At 62.7% G+C, this 23,608-nt stretch carries 25 protein-coding genes; 6 read left to right on the forward strand and 19 right to left on the reverse strand.

Going from position 1 to position 23,608, the window contains the following annotated elements; genetic code table 11:
- From HCR76_RS16320 to HCR76_RS16385, 14 genes are all read right to left on the reverse strand, one after another.
- Complete coding sequence (locus HCR76_RS16320) at positions 1 to 1,353, reverse strand: MFS transporter (protein ID WP_166986802.1); 1,353 nt, start codon at positions 1,351 to 1,353, stop codon at positions 1 to 3.
- A gap of 103 nt (positions 1,354 to 1,456) precedes the next feature.
- Positions 1,457 to 2,209, reverse strand: a complete 753-nt coding sequence (locus HCR76_RS16325) for an IclR family transcriptional regulator (RefSeq protein WP_166986799.1) — start codon at positions 2,207 to 2,209, stop codon at positions 1,457 to 1,459.
- A 99-nt stretch (positions 2,210 to 2,308) separates the two neighbouring features.
- Entirely contained in the window at positions 2,309 to 3,277 is a 969-nt protein-coding gene (locus HCR76_RS16330) for a PfkB family carbohydrate kinase (RefSeq protein ID WP_244971428.1), read from the reverse strand.
- A complete protein-coding gene (locus HCR76_RS16335) occupies positions 3,270 to 4,742 on the reverse strand; it encodes a purine-cytosine permease family protein (RefSeq protein WP_166986796.1) in 1,473 nt (490 codons plus the stop codon). Before HCR76_RS16335 ends, HCR76_RS16330 begins: the two co-directional genes overlap by 8 nt.
- Before the next feature lie 46 nt (positions 4,743 to 4,788).
- Positions 4,789 to 5,811, reverse strand: coding sequence for an ADP-ribosylglycohydrolase family protein (locus tag HCR76_RS16340; protein WP_166986793.1), 1,023 nt, complete (start codon positions 5,809 to 5,811; stop codon positions 4,789 to 4,791).
- Between the two features lie 5 nt (positions 5,812 to 5,816).
- A complete protein-coding gene (locus HCR76_RS16345; protein WP_166986790.1) occupies positions 5,817 to 6,539 on the reverse strand; it encodes a GntR family transcriptional regulator in 723 nt (240 codons plus the stop codon).
- A gap of 104 nt (positions 6,540 to 6,643) precedes the next feature.
- Positions 6,644 to 7,498 (reverse strand): L-ribulose-5-phosphate 3-epimerase, encoded by an 855-nt coding sequence (locus HCR76_RS16350; protein ID WP_166986787.1) that lies wholly within the window; start codon positions 7,496 to 7,498, stop codon positions 6,644 to 6,646.
- Entirely contained in the window at positions 7,495 to 8,157 is a 663-nt protein-coding gene (locus tag HCR76_RS16355) for an L-ribulose-5-phosphate 4-epimerase (protein ID WP_166986783.1), read from the reverse strand. Before HCR76_RS16355 ends, HCR76_RS16350 begins: the two co-directional genes overlap by 4 nt.
- An 8-nt stretch (positions 8,158 to 8,165) precedes the next feature.
- On the reverse strand, positions 8,166 to 9,161 hold the full coding sequence (locus tag HCR76_RS16360; protein ID WP_166986780.1) for a transketolase family protein: 996 nt from the start codon (positions 9,159 to 9,161) through the stop codon (positions 8,166 to 8,168).
- Complete coding sequence (locus tag HCR76_RS16365; RefSeq protein ID WP_166986777.1) at positions 9,158 to 10,123, reverse strand: transketolase; 966 nt, start codon at positions 10,121 to 10,123, stop codon at positions 9,158 to 9,160. The genes HCR76_RS16360 and HCR76_RS16365 overlap by 4 nt, the downstream gene beginning before the upstream one ends.
- 30 nt (positions 10,124 to 10,153) lie before the next feature.
- Complete coding sequence (locus HCR76_RS16370; RefSeq protein ID WP_166986774.1) at positions 10,154 to 11,113, reverse strand: sugar kinase; 960 nt, start codon at positions 11,111 to 11,113, stop codon at positions 10,154 to 10,156.
- Positions 11,095 to 11,769 carry an orotidine 5'-phosphate decarboxylase / HUMPS family protein gene (locus HCR76_RS16375; RefSeq protein WP_166986771.1) on the reverse strand — a complete coding sequence of 225 codons (675 nt, stop codon included), beginning with the start codon at positions 11,767 to 11,769 and terminating at the stop codon, positions 11,095 to 11,097. The genes HCR76_RS16370 and HCR76_RS16375 overlap by 19 nt, the downstream gene beginning before the upstream one ends.
- Positions 11,769 to 12,704, reverse strand: coding sequence for a phosphotriesterase family protein (locus tag HCR76_RS16380; RefSeq protein WP_166986768.1), 936 nt, complete (start codon positions 12,702 to 12,704; stop codon positions 11,769 to 11,771). The genes HCR76_RS16375 and HCR76_RS16380 overlap by 1 nt, the downstream gene beginning before the upstream one ends.
- A gap of 37 nt (positions 12,705 to 12,741) precedes the next feature.
- A complete protein-coding gene (locus HCR76_RS16385; protein WP_166986765.1) occupies positions 12,742 to 14,148 on the reverse strand; it encodes an MFS transporter in 1,407 nt (468 codons plus the stop codon).
- Between the two features lie 154 nt (positions 14,149 to 14,302).
- Here HCR76_RS16385 and HCR76_RS16390 point away from each other — a divergent pair, with 154 nt between their 5' ends.
- Positions 14,303 to 15,349: a sugar-binding transcriptional regulator gene (locus HCR76_RS16390; RefSeq protein WP_166986763.1), complete on the forward strand. Its 1,047-nt coding sequence runs from the start codon at positions 14,303 to 14,305 to the stop codon at positions 15,347 to 15,349.
- Positions 15,350 to 15,804: 455 nt separating this feature from the next.
- Entirely contained in the window at positions 15,805 to 16,155 is a 351-nt protein-coding gene (locus HCR76_RS16395; protein WP_198248088.1) for a hypothetical protein, read from the forward strand.
- On the opposite strand, the gene HCR76_RS16400 is transcribed toward HCR76_RS16395, so the two are convergent.
- The 3 genes from HCR76_RS16400 to HCR76_RS16410 are packed head-to-tail and all read right to left on the reverse strand — an operon-like array spanning position 16,112 to position 19,584.
- Positions 16,112 to 16,930 carry an SDR family oxidoreductase gene (locus HCR76_RS16400; protein ID WP_166986757.1) on the reverse strand — a complete coding sequence of 273 codons (819 nt, stop codon included), beginning with the start codon at positions 16,928 to 16,930 and terminating at the stop codon, positions 16,112 to 16,114. The genes HCR76_RS16395 and HCR76_RS16400 overlap by 44 nt on opposite strands.
- Entirely contained in the window at positions 16,927 to 19,257 is a 2,331-nt protein-coding gene (locus HCR76_RS16405; RefSeq protein WP_244971429.1) for a glycoside hydrolase family 3 C-terminal domain-containing protein, read from the reverse strand. The genes HCR76_RS16400 and HCR76_RS16405 overlap by 4 nt, the downstream gene beginning before the upstream one ends.
- Positions 19,258 to 19,284: 27 nt before the next feature.
- Positions 19,285 to 19,584, reverse strand: coding sequence for a hypothetical protein (locus tag HCR76_RS16410; RefSeq protein WP_166986754.1), 300 nt, complete (start codon positions 19,582 to 19,584; stop codon positions 19,285 to 19,287).
- A gap of 86 nt (positions 19,585 to 19,670) precedes the next feature.
- Here HCR76_RS16410 and HCR76_RS16415 point away from each other — a divergent pair, with 86 nt between their 5' ends.
- Complete coding sequence (locus HCR76_RS16415; RefSeq protein WP_166986751.1) at positions 19,671 to 20,288, forward strand: TetR/AcrR family transcriptional regulator; 618 nt, start codon at positions 19,671 to 19,673, stop codon at positions 20,286 to 20,288.
- A gap of 14 nt (positions 20,289 to 20,302) precedes the next feature.
- On the opposite strand, the gene HCR76_RS16420 is transcribed toward HCR76_RS16415, so the two are convergent.
- Positions 20,303 to 20,728 carry a VOC family protein gene (locus HCR76_RS16420; RefSeq protein ID WP_166986748.1) on the reverse strand — a complete coding sequence of 142 codons (426 nt, stop codon included), beginning with the start codon at positions 20,726 to 20,728 and terminating at the stop codon, positions 20,303 to 20,305.
- A 111-nt stretch (positions 20,729 to 20,839) separates the two neighbouring features.
- Between HCR76_RS16420 and HCR76_RS16425 the strand changes: the two genes are divergently transcribed.
- From HCR76_RS16425 to HCR76_RS16435, 3 genes are all read left to right on the forward strand, one after another.
- A complete protein-coding gene (locus tag HCR76_RS16425) occupies positions 20,840 to 21,817 on the forward strand; it encodes a helix-turn-helix transcriptional regulator (protein WP_166986745.1) in 978 nt (325 codons plus the stop codon).
- A gap of 140 nt (positions 21,818 to 21,957) precedes the next feature.
- A complete protein-coding gene (locus HCR76_RS16430) occupies positions 21,958 to 22,176 on the forward strand; it encodes a type II toxin-antitoxin system VapB family antitoxin (protein WP_166986742.1) in 219 nt (72 codons plus the stop codon).
- Positions 22,173 to 22,652 carry a PIN domain nuclease gene (locus HCR76_RS16435; protein ID WP_166986739.1) on the forward strand — a complete coding sequence of 160 codons (480 nt, stop codon included), beginning with the start codon at positions 22,173 to 22,175 and terminating at the stop codon, positions 22,650 to 22,652. Before HCR76_RS16430 ends, HCR76_RS16435 begins: the two co-directional genes overlap by 4 nt.
- 189 nt (positions 22,653 to 22,841) lie before the next feature.
- Here the strand turns inward: HCR76_RS16435 and HCR76_RS17635 are convergent, their stop codons facing one another.
- Entirely contained in the window at positions 22,842 to 23,588 is a 747-nt protein-coding gene (locus HCR76_RS17635) for a GntR family transcriptional regulator (RefSeq protein ID WP_280529489.1), read from the reverse strand.
- Between the last annotated feature and the right edge of the window lie 20 nt (positions 23,589 to 23,608).

The raw sequence follows: 23,608 nt of genomic DNA on the forward strand, positions 1-23,608 counted from the left end.
TTAGCTCCTTGGTGAATCGGCGATGATGTCGTTGTGGGCGGGCGCTCCGGTCAGCTCCGCGTCGATGTCGTCGGCCGCCCGCTCGCGAGTGAACTTGAGCGAGACGAGAGCGATGACGCCGACAATGATGATGTAGACCGCGACTGGCCACGACCCGCCGAATTGCGAGACGAGCCAGATCGACAAAGCCGGGGCAATGGCACCAGACGGCAGTACGCCGAACTGATAGACGATGGACATTCCCGTGTAGCGGATGCGTGCGGGAAAGAGCTCCGCGAAGAAGGCGGCCTGCGGACCGAACATTGAACAGGCGCCGATGCCCCAGCCGGCAACAAGCGCCACCCAGATGAGTTGCGTCACCCCGGAGTCGACGAGCCAGAACACCGGAAACGCGGTGACCGCCGCAAAGGCCGCCCCAAATGCGTAAACCGAGCGTCTGCCGATGCGGTCAGAGAGCCCACCGGCGAGAGGAATGACGATGAAGCCGACGACCGCTGCGATGAGCAGACCGTTCAGAACGACAGAGTCGTCCAGTCCCAGCACGACTGTCGTGTAGGTCAGCAGGAAGGCGTTGTACACGTTGAACGTCACGCTCTCGGCAAATCGCGCCCCGATACCGAGGATGACCTGCTTGGGGTAATAGCGGAGCACCTCAAGTGCGGGAACCTTCGAGCGTTCGTTCTTCTTGACAAGGGCCGTGAACGCCGGCGGCTCAGTTACGCGCAGCCGCACAAAGAGGCCGACAAAGACGAGTATCGCGCTGAAGAGAAAGGGGACGCGCCAGGCCCATGCAGCCAGAACGTCGCTTCCGCCGATGCTCGCCAAGTTGACGGCAAGTGTGGACAAGAGCAGGCCGATGGGCACGCCAGTCTGCGGCCAGCTGCTGAAGAGCCCGCGCTTTCCCTGCGGCGCATGCTCGAACGTCAAGATCGCAGCGCCGCCCCACTCGCCGCCAAGGCCAATGCCTTGGAACATCCGGAGCAGAAGCAGCAGAATCGGCGCGGTTACGCCGATCGCGGCATAGGTGGGAAGAATGCCCATCGCAAATGTAGAACCACCCATGATCAGCATGGTGATGACCAGAATCTTCTTGCGGCCGAGGCGGTCGCCGAAGTGCCCGAAGATGAGCCCGCCAAGCGGGCGGGTGATAAACCCGGCGGCGAACGTGGCGAACGCCATCATGCTGCCAATCAGCGGATCGAATTCTGGGAAGAACTGGGTATTGAAAACGAGTGCCGCCATCGTTCCGTACAGAAAGAAGTCATACCACTCGACCACAGAACCGAGAACGCTGGCCAATACGACGTCACGTGGGCGCGACACCTTTCCAGCCTTCAGGTTTGAGCGCATCATTGGACTCCCGTCATCTGATGTCCCGCTAATTGGGACAGTGTCCCATTTGGGACGGAGAGAGCATGCCACCCAGCCTCATGGGTGTCAAGCGGCATCCGCTCAGTCAGGAATTCGCACCGAGACCGTTGGCCAGCTGCTCCGCTGCGTCGTTCAGCAGCGGAAGCACTTCGTCCATACGCGCATCGGTCAGTCGCTCACTCGGCCCGGACAGGGAGAGGGATGCGGCAACCGCGCCACGATTGTCACGGACAGGAACCGCAATGGAGCTGATGTTGTCGAGCGTCTCGTTGAACGCGCGCGCATTTTTCGTCAGCCGCACGTGCCGCATGAGGCGCAGAAGCTCGTCTCTGCCGATCGGAGCGTGCACGATGGCGGCTGCGTCAGGGGTCGATCCGAGAACAGCATCGATCTCCACCTCGCTGAGCTCTGTCATCAGCACCCGCCCCGCGGCACCTGACCAGAGCGGGTACAGAGCACCAAGCTCGGAGGCGAAGCGCAAGTGCGCAAGACTCTGCACCTCTTCGATGAACATGCGTACATTTCCGATGCGGATCGACAAACCCACTGTCTCGTTTGTCGAAGCCCTCAGCTGCAGCATCAGCGGGCGCGCTAACGATGACAAGTCGATTCCGCGCCGATAGGCCATGCCGAGCATGAGCGTCTTGGGCCCAATCGAGTACTTCAGAGTGCGCGAGTCTTGCACAACCATCTGGCTCTCGTCGAGCACGGTCAACAATCGCTGCACGGTGCTGCGCGGAATGCCCGTGGCCTCCGCCAGGGTTCGCGCGCTTCCGCCGTCGGCCATCACACGCAGTGCTTCGAGGAGCGTGATGGACTTTCGCAGCGAATCGCTCACAGCTCACCTCTCTACGATCTCGGCCAGACAGATTGCGAACACCGCTGACGCTGCGCCGGAACCTACGCACATCAGAGTACCTGGGGTACGCGCCTCCAATCAGAGCCGCCCCTGCGATCGGGGCGCGTCAGCGAGGGCCGCATCGATCTGCGTGGCCGTCGGAGACGTGGAGGGGCCGACCTGCGTGACCGCCAGAGCCGCCGCAAAGTTGGCTCGGCGCACCGCGTCAGGCAAGGCTGCCCCACGCAACAGCGCTGCCGTAAGCACACCGCCATGGGCGTCGCCCGCTCCATTCGAATCGACCGCAGTCACCTCGATCGCGGGGATCGTTACGGCGGCCGTTCCCGCCCGTGCGAGGAGAGCGCCACGCTCGCCGTCACGGACGATGACCGAACCGCCGACCCGAATCATGCTACTCAGGCGTTCCGTGGCGGCGGATTTCTCTCGACCACCGCTGAGAATCTGCGCCTCTCGCGCGTTCAGCGTCAAGATATCGGTGCGCCGCAGCACGCGCTCGCGCACATCGGCATCGAGCTCGCCGATGAGCGGACTTGGGTCGAGCACGACCCGCACGTTGCCCGGGATGCTCTCGAGCCACCCGGGGATGGCCGCGGCATTGCTCGGGTGCGCGAGGCTGTACCCGGAGACGAAGACGATGTCGTTCGCGCGCATCGTGACCCGCGCAAGATCGTCGGCCGTCAGCATCCCCTCGGCACCGACGGATGTGACGAACGTGCGCTCGGTTGAGGCGTCGACAAGTGCCACACAGTATCCGCTGTCGACATCCGCAATGCCCGCCTGCACGACGTCGAAACCGCTGTCGGCCAGGGCAGCGCGCACCGTCGACCCGAACGGGCCCGTGCCATACTGCCCAGTGAAGACGACATCGGCGCCATCGCGTGCGGCGGCAATCATCGTATTGAAGCCGCCGCCCGCCGTGTGCATCGATGCATGCGCGAGCGTGTCCCCTCCCGGCTCGGGAATCGCGTCAATCTGCATGACGAGATCGACGATCACGTTGCCGACGTAGACGAGCCTGCCGCGATCAGGCATGCTCAGTTCAGACACGATCTGAGACCTCCGCTTCCGCGCCTGCCGAGGTGAGGGGAATCACACCCGCGCGCGCCCCGCCCAACACGAAGTAGAGTCCGCCGGCGATGACGAACGTGGCGACCCAGGCCAGGCCGTTCGTTGCGACCCAGGTGTGCGAGAACAGACCCGTGAACCACGGAGCATCCGCCGGGCCCACCTTCGAGAACAAGAGCCCCACGACGATCGCGATGGCCCACGAACCGAAAGCACGCCACTCGATGCCGCCGCGGTACCAGTACCCGCTGTCGGAACGCAGATTGAGCAGAGCATCCGGGTCATAGTTGTGACGCTTGATCATGTCGACGAGGAACACGGCGAGCCAGGCGGTGATGGGGATGGCGAGCACCGAGATAATCGTGATGAACGGAGTGTAGAAGCTGTCGGCGACGAGCATGAAGTAGAGCGCTCCGATGAACGTCACGAGCACGTCGAGGGTCACGGCGTAGACGCGCTTCACCTTGATGCCGAGCGTCAGCGTCGTGAGCCCCGCCGAATACACGGACAGGTGGTTCGAGAGCAGCAGGCCCCCAAATGCAGCAATGAGGTAGGGAACGGCCATCCACGAGGGCAGCAGTTCGCGGATCGCCGCGACCGGATCGGATGCTTCGGCCAGTGAGGGGTCGCCGATGGTCACAAGCGAACCGATGCCGATCAGCACGATGAGCGGGATGCCGGCGCCCGCCGCCGCGGATGCCACAAGGTGCCCTGCGCGCACCGATTTGCGCTGGTAGCGCGACATGTCGGCCCCGGCGTTCGCCCAGCCGATTCCCGTTCCCGCCGCAATGACGCTGATGCCGACGAGCATTGCGCTGACGGGCCCGGGCGCAGCGGCGAAGACGGCCTCCCAGTTGACCGTTGCGACGATGAATGCCGCAACGACGAGGTTGAGCGCACCGAAGATCCACGTCGACCACTTCTGGATGACGAGAATCGCCGCGTGCCCGAGGCCGGAGACAAGAAGCGTGCACACCTCGAAGATCACGATGGCCACGATGGCGAGCAGGGGAACGGCCTTGGCATCGCCCGACACCCCGAACAGGATCGTGAACAGAGACAACAGCACGAATGCGCCGGTCGTCGTGTTCACCGTCTCCCAGCCCAACCGCGACAGCAACGAGACGAGTGTGGGGCCGATGTTGCCGCGTACGCCGAAGATGGCGCGCGAGAGTGTCATGCTCGGTGCTCCTCCGCGTCGCCCGGCGATCGAGACAACGCCGACGAGGGCGAAGGCACCCGCCGCACCGATGACGGCGACGATCACTGACTGCCAGAAGTTGAGCAGCTGGAACGCCACGAGCGATGCCCCAAGCGGCAGACCGAGAATGGAAATGTTCGCGGCGAACCACACCCAGAAGAGCTGCAGCGGGTTTCCGTTGCGCTCGGAGTCGGGAACCGGCTCGATGCCGCGCTGTTCAATTCGTGAGGGAATGTTGTCGCTCATGGACGTCCTTGTCGGTCGTTGTGAAAAAGAGTGAGTGGGATGCTGCTCAGCGCACGCGCAGCTCGAGAAGCTGGCGTGCGATGGGTTCGAGCTCGAGAGAGTTAATGGAGATCACGCTGTCGACGGCGTCGGACGGCCACGGCTCGGTGCCGCCACACGCACCGAGGACGGCGCCGGCCATCGCGGCAATCGTGTCGGTGTCCCCGCCAAGTTCCGCCGCAGTGCACAGCGTCTGCCAGGGGTCGGTCGACACAGAGACGAGTGCGAGTGTCGCGACGACGGACTCCTGCGAGGCCACAGACGTGCCGATGATCTCGCGCAGCACGGTGGGATGCTCGCGAACCGGAGTGCCGCCGAGAAGTTCGCGCGCCCACGCGCCGCGTGCTGCGATCGAGCCGCCGGCCACCCAGTGGCCTCGCTGCTCGCCGATGCGGGCTGCGGCAAACGCTGTGTCGACAGCATCCTGAATGTTCCCGCCGTGAACGCCGACGCTCACGGCCGCGCCGATGGCAGATGCGCTTGCGATGCCGAGCGACGTGTTGTGCGTGACCGCGCTTGCTTCGACGACCGCGTCGACAAAGGCGTCGAGGTTGTCGGGAGGCACCGCGATGCCGATGGGTGCCACGCGCATGGCCGCTCCGTTCGTCGAGCCGAAACGGCCCGACTCGCTCGCGGGCACACCCTCGAGAATGCGCTGCACCGCCTGCTTGGTCGACGGGCCGAGCAGGTCGAGGGAGCCCTTCGCCTGCATGGACCGCTCCCAGTCGATGAGCGCCGACGCGAATGCCCGTTCGTCAACGTGCCCGTCGCCGTCAATGAGTAGCTGGGCGAGAAGCAGGGCTTGCTCGGTGTCGTCGGTGATGCTTCCGGCCTGCATTCCGTGCGCAATGCGCTGGCGCGGGCCGGCGTCGATGAGCCGAGTGATCGTGCCGTAGTCGTCGGCGATCTCTTTCGGCGACATGGACTGTGTCGGCATACCGAGAGCATCGCCGAGTGCCAGACCCAGCAGTGCACCGTGGGCTCTGTCGAGTCGGGATGCCGCAGCCTGCTGCTCGTCGGCACGGGTCATGGGGCTCATTTCAGGTCTCCAGATACAACATGAACGCGGAATCGCGTGGGGTCGAGCAAGCTGACAACACGCTCGACGAATGCGCCGTCGGCCGCGCGTGCAATGCGTACGAGGTGCAGAAAGTGGTCGCCGGGCTCGCGGCTCAGAATTGCCGCGTCGGCGGCGCTCAACGGAGCAATGCCGATCCATTGCTCAATGCGCGCGGGAACGAGGCCGGCTGCCGCCATCGTGGATGCGAGCGAACCGTCGACGAGTCCGTCTTCGGGTGTGCGAGCCAGTGCGCCGACGGCGGGAACCTTGCTCCGCTCGAGCGAGACTGCCTTGCCGTCGACAACGTGGCGTGTGCGATCGAGAGCCAGAAAGTCGACGCTTGCGAGGCCGACTGTCGCTGCAAGCTCGTGATCGACGATGCGCTCCATGCGGAGCACCTTCGACTCGATGGTCACGTCGCTGCCGACCAGAGGCTGGCCCCAGCTCGTCGAATCGCTGAACTCGTGATCATCGAACATGACGAATGAGCCGACGCCGCTGCGCGTCTCGATGAGGTTCTGATTCGACAGCTCCTGCAGGGCCTTCCGCACGGTGCCGCGGCTCACGTCGAACTGCTGGGCAAGCTCGACTTCGCCGGGCAGCATCGATCCCCGCCCATAGCGACCGTCATGGATCGCCTGCCGAATCCTCGTCGACACCAGATCTTGCTTGAGGCTCCGGGGTTCATGCACCGTCATGACATGTACTGTACCTGTCTATCTCCTGTCCACACAAGTGCACAAGGTTTATCGAGTTCCCAATCTCGGCACCTGTGACGGCTCAGTCTGGTCCTGAACCGTCGCTACGGAAAAGTCACACTCTCAAACCAACGCAGCGCGTCTGCCACCATCGCCGGGTCTTCGTCGTCGTTCCACATCTCGATCGAGACAGCCCCACGAAGCTCGGATGCTTCAAGAACGGCCAGCACCTCGGGCCACGGCACCACGCCGTCGCCAAACGGAACCCGCCGAAAGACACCGGGCCGAGCATCCTTGAACTGCACCGCGTAGGCGTACGGCAATGCTGTCGTCAGCTCTTCGACAACGTCGAGTCTGTTTCCCGCGTAATTGCCAACGTCGATGTAGAGCTTCACGTCGGGCACATCGATGTCGGCCAGAAGAGCAATGCCATCAGACGCCGACAGAACATCCTGCCCGTCGACGTTCTCGATCGCGAGCGTGATCCCCTGCTCATCAGCGATCGCCGCCGCCACACGCATCCCCTCAATGAATTTGTCGCGCACGTTCTCGTCTCGCTGCCCATCAAAAACGAAATAACCGGCGATCTGCACGCAATGGGCGCCGAGGTCACGAGCGAGCCCGATAGCATCGCGCGCCAGCTCGTCTGCTCGATGGCGAATGGATGCCTCGGGGCTTCCCCACGGAAAATCACGATGCGCACTCAGCACGATCGTGCCGATGCGACTGCCGGCGTCCGCCGCGTATTGACGCAACGTGGAGCGCTCCCTCTCAGACCACGAGAGTCGCTCCAGCTTCTGCGGGCTGCTGTCGATGGAGAGCTCGACGAAGTCATAACCAGCAGTCGTCGCCTGGCGAAACCGATCGGCCCACGTTCTGCCAGAAAGTGCCTTCTCGTACAGGCCGATTGCCGACGATACGCGACGTATCGCCGGCAATCGGCCTTTCCTACAGGTCATGACCCGGAGCCTATGGGCACCTGCCCGTAGTCCTTGAGATACCACGAACGCGAGGCCGCGATCGTCTCGTCGTCGAGCGGTTTGATCTCACCGCGAAGCATGGCAAGGTGCGCGACCTCCGCACACTCTTCGGTGTACTGTGCGGAGCGCAGCGCCCGCTGTGCGTCGGTTCCGATCGTGAACACGCCGTGCGATTTGATGAGCACGGCGGTACCGTCACCCACGTGCGTGACGATCTCCTTTCCGATCTCCTCCTCGCCGATCACAGCATATTCCGAGACTGGAATGGGAGCGCCGAAGAGCGCGGCATGCGTTGTCGTGAAGACCGGAACTTCCTCGCCCCGCATGGCGAACGATGTGGCGTACGGTGAGTGCGTGTGCACGACACCGTGAATGTCACTGCGGTGGCGATAGACGTACACATGCGACGCCGTGTCGACCGAGGGCTTGTACGGCCCTTCAACCACGGCGCCGTGCAGATCGACGACGCTCATGTCCTCTGCCGTGAGCTCGTTGAAACTCACGCCGCTCGGTTTGATGACGACGAGCCCCGATTCCACGTCGCGTGCGCTGACGTTGCCGGATGTTCCGACAACCAGGCCGTGTGCCTGCAGGTCGAGATTGGCCTTCCAGACGTAGTGCTTGAGTTCTTCGAGCATGATTCCTCCTACAGAGCCTCAAGTTGTTCTTCGCCCACGTCAACAGTCACGTCGATGTCGTCGATCTCGTCGGGAATCTGCACATGGATGCCGAGGTAGTCAGCGACCTTCTCGACGATGCGGCGCGCGGTGAGACCGTGCTCGTCCATGAGATAGCGCGCGGATGCTCCATGGGCGAACGTGTCGTCAATGCCGATGCGCACGAGCGGAACTCCCGCACCGATTTCGGCCATCGTCTCGGCGACTTCAGATCCGAGCCCCCCGATGATCGTGTGATTCTCAACGGTGAAGACCGCCTTCTTCGCGGCACGGATTGAATCAGCGATGGCTGGGTCTTTGAACGGCTTGTGGGTGGTTACGTGTCTGTGGGTGATCGACACCCCGTACTCTTCGAGCACGCGGCGAGCACGAATCACCTCTTCTGTGCAGATGCCGCTCGAGAAGATCGTGATGTCTTCACCCTCTGAGACATGGCGGATGCGGTCGAGCTGCATCGGCTCGTCGAACAGACGGGGAATGGCCCCGCGCAGCATCCGAATGTAAACCGGCCCGTTCACGGCGTGGGCGACATCGAGAACGGACTCGATATCTGCTGCATCTCCCACCTCGAGCACAGTCATGTTGGGGAGACCGCGCATGAGACTGATGTCTTCAATAGCCTGATGCGAAACCCCGCCCGGAGTCATGATGCCGGGAAGGAAGCCAACGAGTTTGACAGGCAGGTTGGGATAGCAGATTGACATGGCCAGCTGGTCGTATGGCCTGCGAACGAGGAACACAGCAAAGGTGTGAAGATATGGCACGAGTCCTTCACGCGCCATTCCGCCGGCCCAACTGAGCATGTTCTGCTCAGCCATTCCCAGACTGTAGAACTGCTCGGGGAGCTCGGACTTGAACGCTGCGATCTCGGTTGACCCCGTGAGGTCGCCAGAGAGCACGAACACCTCCGGCTTGTCTTTCGCCCACGTCACGATGTTGCGGGAGTGAACCTGTGTCTCGATCATGAGTCTTCCTCCTGAAGCTCTGCGAGTGCCGCCGCGAACGCCGTCTTATCTTCTTCTGTCTTCGCGCGCACATAGTGAAGGTTGGGCTTACGGTCGTTGAGGTACGGCATGTCCTTTGCTGTGTCGGTGTACGCGAGCACAACGAGCGGCTTACCGTTCTGCTCTTTCGCTTCGACCGCCTCGTTGATGGCCGCGACGTCGTGACCGTCGACGACCGCGACGTCCCAGCCAAACGCGTCGAAGCGCGAGTTGATCGGCTCAACATTCATGATGTCTTTCGTCAGTCCGTCAACCTGCTGGCCATTGACGTCGACGAAAAGCACGAGTTTGTCGAGCTTGAAGAACGCCGCTGCTTGCACGCCCTCCCAGGTCTGGCCCTCTTCGAGCTCTCCGTCAGACATGAAGACAATGGTGCGGCCGGTGTCTCCACGCAGACGACGGGCGAATGCGATGCCGCCGGATTGGCTGAGCGCCTGACCGAATGAGCCCGTTGTGAGTTCGAAGCCGGGCGAGTGCTCGGCACCGATCATCTCGAGTGTGCTGCCGTCTGTGTTAAAACTCTCGAGTTCGCCCTCGGCCAGACGGCCGACGGATTCGAGTGCAGCATAGATGGCAACGGCATAGTGGGCCGGTGAGATCAGAAAACGATCGCGATTCTCAGCCTGCTCACCATGAAAGCGACCGCCCGACGGAGACCGGCGTTCACTGCCCGGAACGCCGGTGAACGGCGGCGACGGCAACGGCTCGGTGAGGTCCTCGAGCTTGAGAATCTTCGTGTAGAGCGTTGCAAGGACCTCGGCGGACGACAGCGCTTGGCTCAGATAGCATCCGTTCTGCAGAATGGTGAGCTCGAGCACACGGGCGCGGATGCGCCGGGCAACGCGCCTGGCTTCGTTCTGCCAAGCACCGCCGCTGGCGACGGCCGACGAACCGCCTGTTGAAGAATGAGTGACTGTAGACATGTCTCTCCTTGTAATGGTGGTGTGCGGTCGTCAGCGAGACAGGCTGCGACCAGGGTCTGTGATGAGGCCGCGAAGCTCGTCGCGAGTTGTAACGACTTGCTCTCCGTACTGCGCGAGCGCGAGCGCGGCCATGGCGCATCCCGATGCGACGGCGTTGTCATGATCGCCATCGAGCCATGCGTGCAGGTAACCGGCTGCGAACCCATCACCGGCACCCAGCCTGTCGACAATGTCGACGGGAAGCGCCGGAGTGTGCCCCACGACCCCGTCGACAGCCGCCCACGCGCCCGTGCCTGATCTGCTCATGAGCACGGTGCCAGCGTTCGACATTTCGCTGAGCTGTGCGACGACCGAGTCGGAATCTCCGTGCAGACCATAGAGATCCCGGGCATCGTCATAGCGGCAGAAGAGTATGTCGGCGTCTTCGATGAACGGATGAAGCACCCGCGCCGCGGTTTCGCATGACCAGAGATTCTTGCGATAGTTGACGTCGAACGACACGGTAACGCCAGCGTCTTTCGCTCGGTTGAAGGCCTCGGCGGTGATCTCCATGGCGGAGTCCGAGAGTGCAGCGGTCAGACCCGTGAGGTGCAGAACGCGTGTGTCGAGCATGCGTTCCCAGTCGACATCTGCGCTCTGCATCCGCGTGAATGCGGTATCGGCACGGTCGAACGTGACCTGCGTCGGGCGCGGAGCACCAGAGTACTCGACGTAGTAGGTTCCGAGTCTGGCGGCCGGCACACGTCGCACCCCACCGAGGTCGATTCCGTACGACCTTAATTGCGTCTCGACACGACGGCCGAGCGCCGAATCCGGCAGTGCGCTGATCCAGCTTGTCGACCAGCCGAGCGACGACAGACCCGCGAGGACGTTTGCCTCCGTACCGGCAATGCCGACCTCGAAGCTCGATACCCTGTCGATTCGGTCGCCAACGGGAACGCTCAGGCGAATGCCGCCCTCGCCGAATGCAGTCACATCGTAGGTTGCCATTGTGAGCTCCTCTCAGCCTGCTGAAGCTCGGTGCGGAGCGATTGCGCCGCCGCTCGCGGATCGTCCGCTTTCACAATCGTGGAGCCGATGGCGACAACGTCGAAGTTGCCTCGCGGAAAGTACGCAAGGTCGCCGAGCCCGAGCCCACCAGCGAGGGTGACTCGCGCGGTTCCCCGATCCACGCTCTCGAGGCGCTCCAGCGTTGTGCGAATCTCGTCGTCGTCCTCAGCTCGAAAACTGCCCGAGCGGTGCGCGATAATGTGGCTGACTCCAGAGTCAACCCATTTTCGCACCTCGTCTTCGGTCCAGTTCTCTCCCAGCTCAACCTCGACCTCGCCGCCATGCGACTGGGCCGATGCCAGTGCACCGGAGATGACGGTCATGCCGGATTCGCCGACCACAGTTACCCGGCTAGCACCCGCAGAAAACGCAAGGTCCGCAAACTTTCTGCCAGCACGCGCTATGCGGATGTCGGCAACAATCGGGGCATCCGGAAACTCGGCACGCAGTGCCCGCACGGCGTGGAAGCCTTCGCTGAGGCAAAGCACCGTGCCCGCTTCGATCACATCGATGGCGTCCGCAGCAGCCGTGGCTGCGGCGAGCGCCTCCGCCGTCGTGCGCGTGTCAAGCGCGAGCTGAACTTGAACGGCAGACATTATTCAGGCTTTGCCAGGCTGAATTGACGACGGGGGTTGTCGTACATGAACTTGTGAATCTGCTCTTCTGAGAATCCCTCCTCGAGAAGCCGCGGGATGAAGCGCTGCTTGATCCACTGCCATCCGGGCCCGAAGCCGTACACAGTGTGGTGCGAGCGGCGGCCCATGTCGTTGCAGAGCATCAGCTGATCACCGAAGCCGTCCTTCACGAGCTGACGAAGCAGGTCGATACGCACGCTGTCCGGGTAGTACTTGGCCTTGCCCGGGCCGTCGTAAATGAGTGAGGCGCCGGTTTCAAGCATCTTGCGGTGATACCAGAGATCGGGATTGCGGTCGACGTGCGCAACGGTCATGCGGCTGAGATCGAATCCTTCAGACGCGGCGATCTCCAGTTGCTCAATGCCCATTGTGCCGCCCGTCGTATGCGTGCTGATGGGCGCACCCGTGCGCTTCGCCGCCTGCACGGCTGCGCGAATGACCATGTCTTCGCCGGGGGTCACGTACATGTACGCGGTGCCGACCTTGATCCAGCCAGCCTTACCCGTCGTCCCTCCCATGCCGGATTCGATATCATCGACCATCTCCTGAGCGATGTCGTCGACGCCGCGCTCGGTGATATTAGGCTCCATGCCGTGCTCTTGGCAGATATATCCGGTGCACGCGATAACGTGAACCCCGGCTTCCTTCGACGCATCGATCATTCCCTGCGGATCGCGGCCCCAGGTCTTCGGCGTGGCCTCAATGATCGTGCCGCCGCCGATCTCCTTGTACTCGGCAAGCATCTGAACACCCTTGGCGTAGTCGTCGAGCATGTGATCCTGCTCGTTCTTGCTCCCGTGTCCCTGAGGGTGAGTGAAAATGTGTTCGTGGGGCATTGTGTAGCCCATCTCCGACGAATCGACGTCGCCGAGGACTGTACGAAAAGTGTCAGTCATGATCTGTTTCCTTTGCTCGATGGGTATGGACAGGTGGTTACTTCAATGCAATGCGCTTCAGGCTCGCCGTATCGATGTCTTCAAAGCTTCGCCCCTTCGTCTCCGTTGCGAAGAGATAAAGGATGCCTCCGATGGCGAGGAGTCCCGCCATGATGAGGAACGCTGGCACAACGGCATCCTGTGTCGCCTCCGGAGAGATGAGGTTTCCGCTGCCCGACACGATTGCGAGCAGGGCGGGGCCGAACACCTTGCCCAGTGCGCCGATACCGTAGGCCATGCCGAGCCCCGTGGCTCTAACGTTTGACGGGAACATTTCAGATGTGAACGTATTAATGATTCCGAACGAGCCGTCGCCGAAGAGGAAGGCTCCGAGCACACCAATGTAGAAAACGGATACTCCGAACCAGACGGCGTCGCCCGAAAGTGCCGACATTGCCACGAAGCCGGCACCGACGACGCCGCTGACGAACATGGTCGAACGGCGGCCGATCACGTCGGCAATGCGAGAGGAGAAGAGCCGACCGATAAGCGACGCGAGGCTCACCAACACAAACATCTCTGCGGCTTGCGCCGGCTCGATGCTCATGAGTTGCGTGAGAAGCGTCGGTCCCCACGCCTGAACGGATGCCGAGGCGGTGATGAAGCAGAATGAACCGATCGTCGCGATGAGCAATGGCTTGCGGTGATTGCGCCACACCTCGCCGAAGCCGACTGCAGTTTGCGTGAATGCGTCGGCCGGAGGCAGCACAACGTCGGCGGGGTCCATGTGGCGGTACCAGGCTACGTTCGTGCGCGCCTCTTCGAGTCGCCCCTGCTGAATCAGCCACCGCGGCGACTCTCGCACGATCACGCGAATGGGGAAAACGAGAACGACTGGAATCAAACCGAGAAGTAGCAAACCACGCCAGCCCAGAGCGTCGCCCCAGAGAGCGGATGCCTGGGCACCGAGGAACAGTCCAACGGGAATGAAGACGACAGCGAGGCCGGCAATGCGGCCGCGATGCCTTGACGGAACGAATTCCGAGATCAGCGGAATGTCGACAACGGGAAGGCCGCCCACGCCGAATCCGACGACGACGCGTAGAAGCGCGAAGAGGATCCATGCACCATCGGGAATTGCTGCGCAGACCCCGGTTCCGACGGAGAACACGATGACGGTCCACAAGAAAGTGGGGCGGCGTCCGATCTTGTCGGCAATGCGACCCCAGAACAACGCACCCAACGTCGTGCCGACGCCCCCCGCGAGAAGAATTGTGGCGCTCTCACCAAACGTGAGCTGCCACGGCCCGGCGATGATCGACAGAATGAACCCGATAATGAAGAAGTCGAAGAATTCGACCGTGTTGCTCACGACGGCCGCGCCGACGAGAAGTCGCTGACGTCGAGTGAGTGGACTCTGCTCGATCGCCGCGATCTCGGTTGGCGCTGTTCCCGGTTGTGACATGCTCGCTCTCCCTTGAGTGAGGTGAGAAAAGGACTGTAGCTGGACGGTGTCGCCCGAACGATTCAGTCACTGTAGGCATGTGCTCACCGAATCAATAATCATCACGTGAGCATCCGCTCTTGAACTGTCACAGATCCGTCGCTAGATTGACGCAATGGTGGCGAACAAGGCAACAAGAGCGAAACGCAAGTTGAGCATCCGCTCACAGCTCGTGCAGAGCCTGTGGGCAGAGGAACCGGAGCGCCGACGCGCGATGCTGCTTCTGGATGTTGCTCGCCAGTACTACGAGTATGGAATGGGGCAGGCAGAAATCGCTCAGGCAACCGGCTACTCTCGCCCGACCATCGGACGGATGCTTGCCGAAGCGCGAGAGGCCGGCATCGTCAATATTCAAATCACACACCCTCTTGAGCGCAGCGTCTCGCTTGAACAAACGATTCAGCTGCGCTATGGCATTCAGCACGTGCGCGTGGCTCCGCGTTCGCCCGTGAGCGACGGCATTGTCGAAGTTGGCAGATCGTGCGCTGCGCTTTTGGAATCGGTTCTGCAGCCCGGAATGTCTCTCGGGCTGTCGAATGGGCGCATTCACAATGCGATGGTGCCTGAACTGCACCACATAAAGACCCGCGGCGTGACCGTGGTTCAAATGGTAGGAGGGCTGTCGCGGAGCACTCGGCTTCTCGACGGAGACGAGCTTTGCCGGCGTGTAGCCGAAGCGCTCGGAGGTGTTTCACACAGTCTTCCCGCTCCCCTCCTTGCGAGAGATGCGAACGCCGCGCGGGCTCTTGCCGTCTCTCCAGAAGTGGCACGAACTCTCGAGTTGGCTGAGGGCGTCGACGTTGCTGTGATCGGGATCGGCGCAGGCTTTCGCCACCCGGCCAGCGTCTTCAGCGGCACCCTCACAGGCGATACGGTGCGAACGCTGCACAAGCATGGCGCGGTCGGCCACATTCTGGGGCGGTTCGTAGATTCAAACGGGAGCGCCGTTGCGACAAACCTCGACAGGAGGGTCATCGGAACGACGCTCGAGTCCCTGCGAAACATTCCCTTCGTGGTCGCGGTCGCCGCGGGAACCGAGAAGGCTCCAGCGATTGCGGCGGCTTTGCGCGCGGGTCTCATCGATGTGCTTCTTGTGGACGTGACGGCGGCGCAGGAACTCGCGCACCTGCCAGAATCTCCGACCCGAACCCCGCAGCGGTAACGAGCGAGTATGAACGTCACACGCACCATCACTGCGAACGAGTTGTGAATCGACGTGTCAATTCACGACAAGACAGGTGCGGTTTTCACCAGCTTCATTCGGTCACATCGACGATCTCGCTTGGTCGATGGATGTTTGACTCGCAAACAAGTCCTCTCTTGTTGGCTCGACAAAACCGGAGTGGAATCGTCAGCGCCCAGAAGACGCGGAACGTTCTCAGATATCTCAAGAGCCTCGGCTGGATCTATCGGTAAGACGGACGAGGCAGTCAGAAGTTTTGGGGGCTACCTGACGGACCGGTGAGAGCCACGATTCCAGCCGGACTCCGGAAAGTCTCCGCGGGGTGCTCCGACAAATCGAAAACGCAAGAGTGAGGTAGCCGCGGGAGTGGCGCTGAAAAGGGTAAGCACAATGAGCGGGTGCACGTTCGACGTCATCGCGGAGCGCGACGGCAAATGGTGGGTCTTCGAGATTCCCAAGCTCGGCATTGGGGGCAGGCGCACAGCCTTTCGGAGGTTGATTTCGAAGCGCAGGACGTCGCTGTCATGTGGCTCAACGTTGAACCCGACACAGTCACCGAAGCGGTGACGGTGAGAGGCTCAGAGAACGAGTTGGCCGAGTGGAGAGCTGCCGAGCACGACGAGCAGGAAGCCCGTGCCCCTCAAGCGCGAGCTGCAGTCCGTCGACGCGCCGCCGAGATCGGAAAGTCGAGGGCTCGGCCGCGCGCGGCGCGCAGCTCGGGGGCAATGCGCTCGGCATCCATCAGCGGCCGCCACGGCCACGGAATGCCGCCATCGTGCGGTTGATTCCGAAGAAGTCCATGAGGCGATCGAACGCGCACGACGGGAGAATTCGCGCGGCTGGGACGACGCGCGCCAGCGGTGGCGTGACATACAGTTCCGTGCCGGCCTCGAGCCTGTCGATCACCCCGCGCGCGACGTCGTCGTTGTCGAGAATCGGCAGGAGCCGTGGAAACTTCGTGGTCACGCCGTCAAACATTCCCGTGTTGATGTAGTACGGGCAGACAAGCATGGTGCTGACACCGCTGCGACGCATGCCACGAAGCTCGGAGCGCAGCGACTCGGTGAAGCCGACAACGGCGAACTTGCTCGCCGAATAGTCGGTCTGCTTCGCCACCCCGACAAGGCCCGCCGCGCTCGCGATATTCACGATTACGCCGCGGCGCCGCCCGAGCATGCCGGGCAGCACGGCGCGGGTCGTCCAGTACAGGGCCAGAACGTTCACGTCGAAGGTGCGTCGGATGCTGCCACTCGGCGTTTCGAGCAGCGGCGACCCGGTCACGATGCCGGCGTTATTGATGAGAACGTCCACAACTCCAGCGTGCTCGGCAGCGGCAACGACAGCATCCTCGTTCGAGACATCAACGACCGCATACTCGCTCGTGCCGCCGGCGCCGTCGAGCTGCGCGCACGTCGCCGCCGCGGCATCCGCACTCAGATCCCACACCACAACATGGGCGCCTCGGGCCGACACTTCGTGCGCCAGGCGCCGCCCGAGCCCGCTGCCCGCGCCCGTGATGAGCACGCGCTTTCCGCGGAGAGGCCGCCGCTTTCTGCTCATGACCCGTCGCCCCCGAGCGCCGCTGGGCCGGCATTGGCGAGGGCGATGAGCTCGTCGATGTTCTCTACCGTGAGGGGCAGCCCACCGTAGCCGGGTAGGCGGCCGATCGGATACGACGACATGAGCGACATCATCTCGTCATCGTCAAGCACGTTCGCCACGTCGGGCATCTGTTCAGCGACCGCGGCGAGGGTCTCCCGAACGAGCTGTGCCGCAAACGGGTCTGCCAGCACCTCGCCGATGGACGATTCACGACTCAGCGGTGCCGCACCGGGGTCCGCATCGATCGAGAGCGAAAGCGTCGACCGAATGTCGCGACTCGACGAGGCCACGTGAAAGTCGTACTGCCCGCCCTCAACCTGCCAGCGGCCGGAGCGGGTGTCCCAGACGGCAAGATCTTCGCGTCGCACGACGATTTCAACCTCGACAGTCTCACCTGCCGAAATCTCAGCACTCTGAAATCCCGTCAATTCGCGCGGAGCACGCTGCACGCGTGAGTCGGCGAGGGAGGTGTAGACCTGCACGATCTCCCGGCCGTCGTGCGCGCCGGTGTTCGTGACGGGCACGCGAACCACAATGTCGCCATTCTGGATGCTCGCGCGGGCTTCCCCGTAGCCGAAGCTCGTGTACGACAGGCCGTGCCCGAACGGGAACGTCGGTTCAATTCGCCGCGCGTCGAACCAGCGGTACCCCACGAGGAGGCCTTCGCCATAAGCCACGTGACCGTCTTCGCCCGGGAAATTGCCAAAAGAAGCGATGTCTTCAATGCGTCGCGGCACTGTCTCGGTGAGCTTGCCCGAGGGGTTGACGTCGCCAAAAAGCACGTCGGCCAACGCACCGCCACCCGCCTGTCCGAGAAGCGATCCGTCAACGATCGCCGGCACGTCGTCGGCAAACGGAAGCGCAACGACTCCGCCGTGCGAGAGAACGACGACCGTGCGCGGGTTGGCCCGCCGTACGGCGTCGAGAAGCTGCAGCTGCTCGGCAGGAAGGTCGATGTGCTCCCGATCGAAGCCCTCAGATTCGACTCTCTCGGGGAGCCCGAGAAACACCACTGCGACATCTGAGTCGGCCGCGAGCCTTGATGCTTCGGCGCGCAATGCAGCAGGGTCGCTCGAGACTGTGGTGCCCGTGTTCGCGGAGGCCTCTGGCGCAGCGTTGCCGTGCGCGAAGCCGGGCGCGTACGACACCTCCCCACCGGCGAGCGCACGCATCTCGCCAAGCGCGCTGTCGAGTCGGGTGGGACGAATCTGCGACGATCCCGCACCCTGATACCGCGGATGCTCCGCGAACGCGCCGATCACGGCGATGCGGGAGTCTCGGGCCAGCGGCAGCACGTTGCCTTCGTTCTTCAGCAGCACAACGCAGCGAGCCGCCACCTCGCGCGCCAGTCGGTGATGGGCGTCGAGATCGAGGGCAGCCGTGGGAGCGGGGCGTCTCGCCGCCTTGCGCACGAGATCGAGCACTCGCACAGCGGCCGTGTCGAGGGCTGATTCGTCGAGCGTGCCAGCATCCAACGCCCTTGCAATCTGCTCGTCGGTGTGTCCGCCGTTGCCGGGCATCTCTAGATCGAGACCCGCAGCAAGGGCTGCCACGCGATCGTTGACCGCGCCCCAGTCCGAAACCACAAGACCACCGAAGCCCCACTCGCCGCGCAGAACATCGGTCAGCAGCCACCGGTTTTCAGACGCATACACCCCATTGAGCCGGTTGTACGAGCACATGACCGTCCACGGATTCGCAGCCTTCACCACGCGCTCAAACCCGCGCAAGTAGATCTCCCGCAGGGGCCGCGGCGCGATGTCGGCCGAGACCCGCATGCGGTCGGTCTCTTGGTTGTTTGCGGCAAAGTGCTTGAGCGATGACCCGACACCGGTTGATTGGATGCCATCGACCATCGCCGCTCCCAGCACGCCCGACACCAGAGGGTCCTCTGAGAGGTACTCGAAGTTGCGCCCGCACAGCGGCGAGCGTTTGATGTTGATGCCGGGGCCGAGCACGACAGCAACCTCCTCCTCGACCGCCTCGGCGCCAATCGCAGCGCCGACTCGCTGAATCAGTTTCGGGTCGAAGCTTGCCCCGAGTGCCACAGCGGGCGGAAAACACGTGGCCGGGTTGCTTCCTCCGAGCCCGAGATGGTCACCGCCGGTCTCCTGCTTTCGCAGCCCATGCGGGCCATCGGTCATCATGATCGCGTCGACGCCGACGCGCGGCAGCGGTTGTGTGCGCCACATGTCGGCACCGCTCGTCAGGGAGGCCTTCTCGGCGCGGGTCAGGTCAGAAACCGACGGATGCTGGGTCATGTCCTGCTTTTCTGAATCAATCATGGGTTCTCCTTTGTGAGCGGGGACGGTTTATCGCACGGATCGGATCGGGAGCACGGCGAGCGCGCCGAGAACGCACAGCACCACGGCGGAGGCGAAGAGCCAAACATCGCCGACAGCGAGATTCGCGATTTTGCTCGCGGGGTCGAGGTGCTCAACCTTCACGGCGAGAAGGATGCCGGGGACCGCACCCCCGGTGAAAATCATCGCGGCGTCGGTCGGCGCAATCCAGACCAGCGGGCGCAGCAGCCGACCCCGCACGGCCACCGGCCCGGTGTATGACCCGTCGAGAATTTCCTCGGGCCTCTCGGGGGATGTCGTCGTCGACATGTGCACTCGCTTCTCGATGTCCACTGCAATTGAAAACAGTCTGCCAGTCTGTTTTGATTTTCGCAATTGTCAGGTTTACTGGAGACATGGCAAAACGCGGCTCCTACGCAAAGAGTGCCGCCCGCCGCGACGAGATTCTTCGGCAGGCGCTCGCGGTGATCGACGCAGAGGGCTATGGCGCAGCATCCGTTGCCCGCATCGCCGAGGTGGCCGGCATCAGCAAGACCGGCCTTCTGCACCATTTCGGCACGAAGGAGAATCTCTTCACCGAGGTGCTGCGCCTGCGCGATGAACTCGACGGCTCCATGTTTGAACACCCGAACGCAGAACTCGCCGACGTCGAGAGCGCGTACCTGCGCGTGGTCGAGCGCAACACGCGAATTCCGGGACTCGTCGAACTCTTCACCCGCCTCTCGATCGAAGCCACCGACCCTGAGCATCCGGCACATGAGTTCTTTCTGCGTCGCGAGAAGGTGATCGGCGATCGCATTGCCGCCACGGTGGATGCCGCGCTAGCTGATGACGTGCGCGGCAACGTCGACCCGTCGCTCGTCGCTCTGATCGTCATGGCGGCCACCGACGGCCTGCAGCAGCGTTGGCTGCTTGACCCGAACGTCGACATGGCGGGGGCCCTCGAGGCCCTCTTTAGAGTCTTCGACACTGCGCTCGGCACCGGCTCCGCCCAGCGCGAGGACCACGAGTAGACCCCGAACTCACCTCATGCTGCATCCCATTCGGCCTGCACGTCGAGCACCCATGTGACGCCGAAGGTATCGGTGAGCATGCCGTAGAGCGGTGCCCATTGCGACGCGGCGAGCGGCGCAATGACCGTTGCGCCCGTGGCGAGGGCATTCCAGTAGCGCGTGATCTCGACAGCATCCGTGCCACGCACCGACACGAAGACGGGGATCGTGCCCGGCTCATACTGGGTGTGACCGGGAACGTCGTATGCCATGACACGGAAGCCGGCGTCGGACTCGACCTGGCCCCACATGACCTGATCCGCTTCGTCGACTGCGGTGACGCTCTGCGCATCGGTATAGGTGATGACGGCGAGGCTGCCGCCGAAAACGGACTGGTAGAACTCCAGTGCGGCGCGGGCCTGGCCGCGGAAATTCAGGTGAGGGGTGACATTGACAGTCATAATGCTCCTTTTAATTGTGAAGTGACGTGCGACCCGGTGGTCGCGAGTACCCAGAGAGCATGACACCGGTAGCGGTCAGATCACGGCCGCTACTACGCGTAGATTGTCGTCATGCCCTCACCGACACCACGACTTCTGACACTGCTGTCGATCATGCAGACCGGCGGAACGTGGCCTGGCGCAACCCTGGTCGAACGGCTCAGCATCAGCCATCGCACACTGCGTCGAGACGTCGACCATCTGCGGCAGCTGGGGTATTGCGTCAACACAGTCATGGGGCCCGACGGCGGGTACCGCCTGGACGCTGGGTCAGAGTTGCCGCCTCTGCTGTTCGACGACGAGCAAATCGTGGCCCTGGCCGCGGCGCTTCAGGTCGGTGCCGGGTCGGCCTCGGGACTGATTGACGCGTCTGCTCGCGCACGTGCGACGATCCGTCAGGTTCTGCCGTCGCGGCTGCGACACCGCATCGATGCGGCGACGGCGTCCGCGATTCCCCGCTCTGGCGATGCGCCCTCGCCTGCTGTTGACCCGCACGTGCTCGCCGCTGTCGGCTCCGCGACTCATAACACCGAGGTGCTGCGCTTTGACTACTCGAATACTCCGGATGCTCCAGCCCGACGCGTGGAGCCGCACGGCATCGTCACGCAAGCCGGCCGCTGGTATCTCGTGGCCTGGGATCTCGACAGGCACGCGTGGCGACTGTTCCGCATCGATCGAATGCGGCCACGGCTAGCCACACGTCTCGCGTTCACCCCACGAGCGATTCCGGGTGGAGATGCTGCGACATTCGTCGGTGCCCGGCTGAAGGGTTCTGAGCGTGCAGACGTGTGGCCGTGCATCGGTACGGTCGAACTCGCGGTGCCCGCACGCGACATCGCGCCGTTTCTCGGGGACGGCACCGTCGAAGATCTCGCCGCTGGCCGCTGCCGCCTCACCGCCGGGTCGTGGTCATGGATTGCTCTGGCAGCATCCATCGGCCGCTTCGATGCCGACATCACGTCAGCGCAGCCGCCGGAACTTGCCCAGGCGTTCGCCACGCTTGCTAACCGTTTCGCGGGTTCGGGCGAACAGCCACCGTCCACATGCTGACGGTTGCCCAAGTTCTCCACATGGGCGCCACGAGCGGGTTTCGCACGGTTCACGATCACGTTCAATGGTATGCACGCGTTCTACGTGACATCACTTATTTACTTATATAAGCTTGAGAGGATCTATATATGGGAGCCATTATGTCAATCACGAGCATCGACATTGACGATGAGCTCCTCAATGAAGTCAAACGCATCACCGGATCGCGAACGAAAAAGGAAGCGGTCACCGCAGCATTGCAACGCACTGTCATGATGCAGCGGCAACGTGACGCACTGGAAGCCATTGCTGATCCTGAGTTTCAAGAGATCCTCTCTCACATGCACGAATCCGCCGACGGGTCACCTCCGGAATCATGATGCGGTCGCAGGGCATCGCCCAGGGCACCACACCAACACTCACGGGATCGGTGCCACCTCGAGCAATCGTTGACAATAGCGTCTGGCAGCGTGCTCATGTGGAGGACGTGCGGGGCGCTCTCACAAAACTGTTTCGCGCGGGCTATGAGGTTGTAACCTGCGCCCCTCAGCTTCTCGAGGCCCTCTGGAGCGCACACAGCGGAGCCGACCATGCGCGGATCGCGGCCACCTTCGGTCGCTTTCAGACCGTCGATCCCCAGCCAGGATTTGCTCGCGGCTGCTCCCGCTTACAGGGGAACCTCTGGTCACACGGCATGGTGCGCACCGTCGGCAGTTCCGGCATCCAGATCGCAATGACTGCGCTGCAGCACGACTGCACAGTGGTTCACTACGATAACGACTTTGAGCTCATTCAACGTGTCGAGCCTACGTTCTCACAGCGCTGGATTGCCGCAAGGGGTTCGTTGCCGACCTGACAATCAGGCGACGTTCGCCTCAGCATCCGGTGCTCTCAGTGCGAGCAGTCGATCAGCTCGACTGATGCTGTGCAGGCATTCGGAGGGGCCAGACGATACAGCACTAACCATTGCCGCTGAGTGACGTGTCGCGCGAATGCTCCGAACCCTTGCAACAAAAACGCCGGTCCTTGTCGGCAAGCGCCCCAGTTAGTCGTTGATCGTGCGCACCAGCACCGTTTGAAAGACCTCGTCGTTGTAGAAAAACTCTCCGCAGCCGACGGTTGCCCCGGAGTCAGAAATCGCCTGCTGGCGGGCTCGCAACAGTGAGGTCTGCGTCGGAAGCTCCAACAACCCCGTCACTGCATCGTCGCCCGTCACCGCGCTCAGTGCCGACTCGTGCTTCACAATGCGTAGTCCGTATCGCCGTAAAAAGCTCATCAGGTCTACATCAACGTCAGCGAGCGCCGTCGGCTGGATCATCCCGTCATCTCCGCCATCGCGCAGATAGTCAAACATCACGACTCCCGGCCGACCGTCGATAGTCAGGCACCGTCGCACACGCCACATGGGATCGTCGTTTCGCATCGCCGCGCGCACCCATTCGGGTGCCTCCTCGCGGTCGATCTGAAACCCGATGATCGCCACTTCGTGCCCAGCGCGCATGATCTCGCGAGGCAGTGACGTGATGCCGTGAATTGCAGAGTAGATTGACCGAAACGCCGACTCCTCCGGCACTCCTTTCGCAGTGTCGGCAATGAACGTTCCAACTCCCCACCGCCGAACGATCACACCCTCAAGCCACAGCCGAGTAAGCCCCTCTCGCACGGTGACACGGCTCACGCCAGCCAATGTCGCAATATCGGATTCCCGCGGCAGCTGGTCGCCTGCCTCACCCCGATATATAAGGTCACGAATGACGCCTTCAGCGTGATCGATTTTCGTGTGAGCAGGCACACCTCTATTATGCGAGATTC

It is taken from the genome of Paramicrobacterium chengjingii (assembly GCF_011751765.2).
In the GTDB taxonomy this organism is placed as follows: domain Bacteria; phylum Actinomycetota; class Actinomycetes; order Actinomycetales; family Microbacteriaceae; genus Paramicrobacterium; species Paramicrobacterium chengjingii.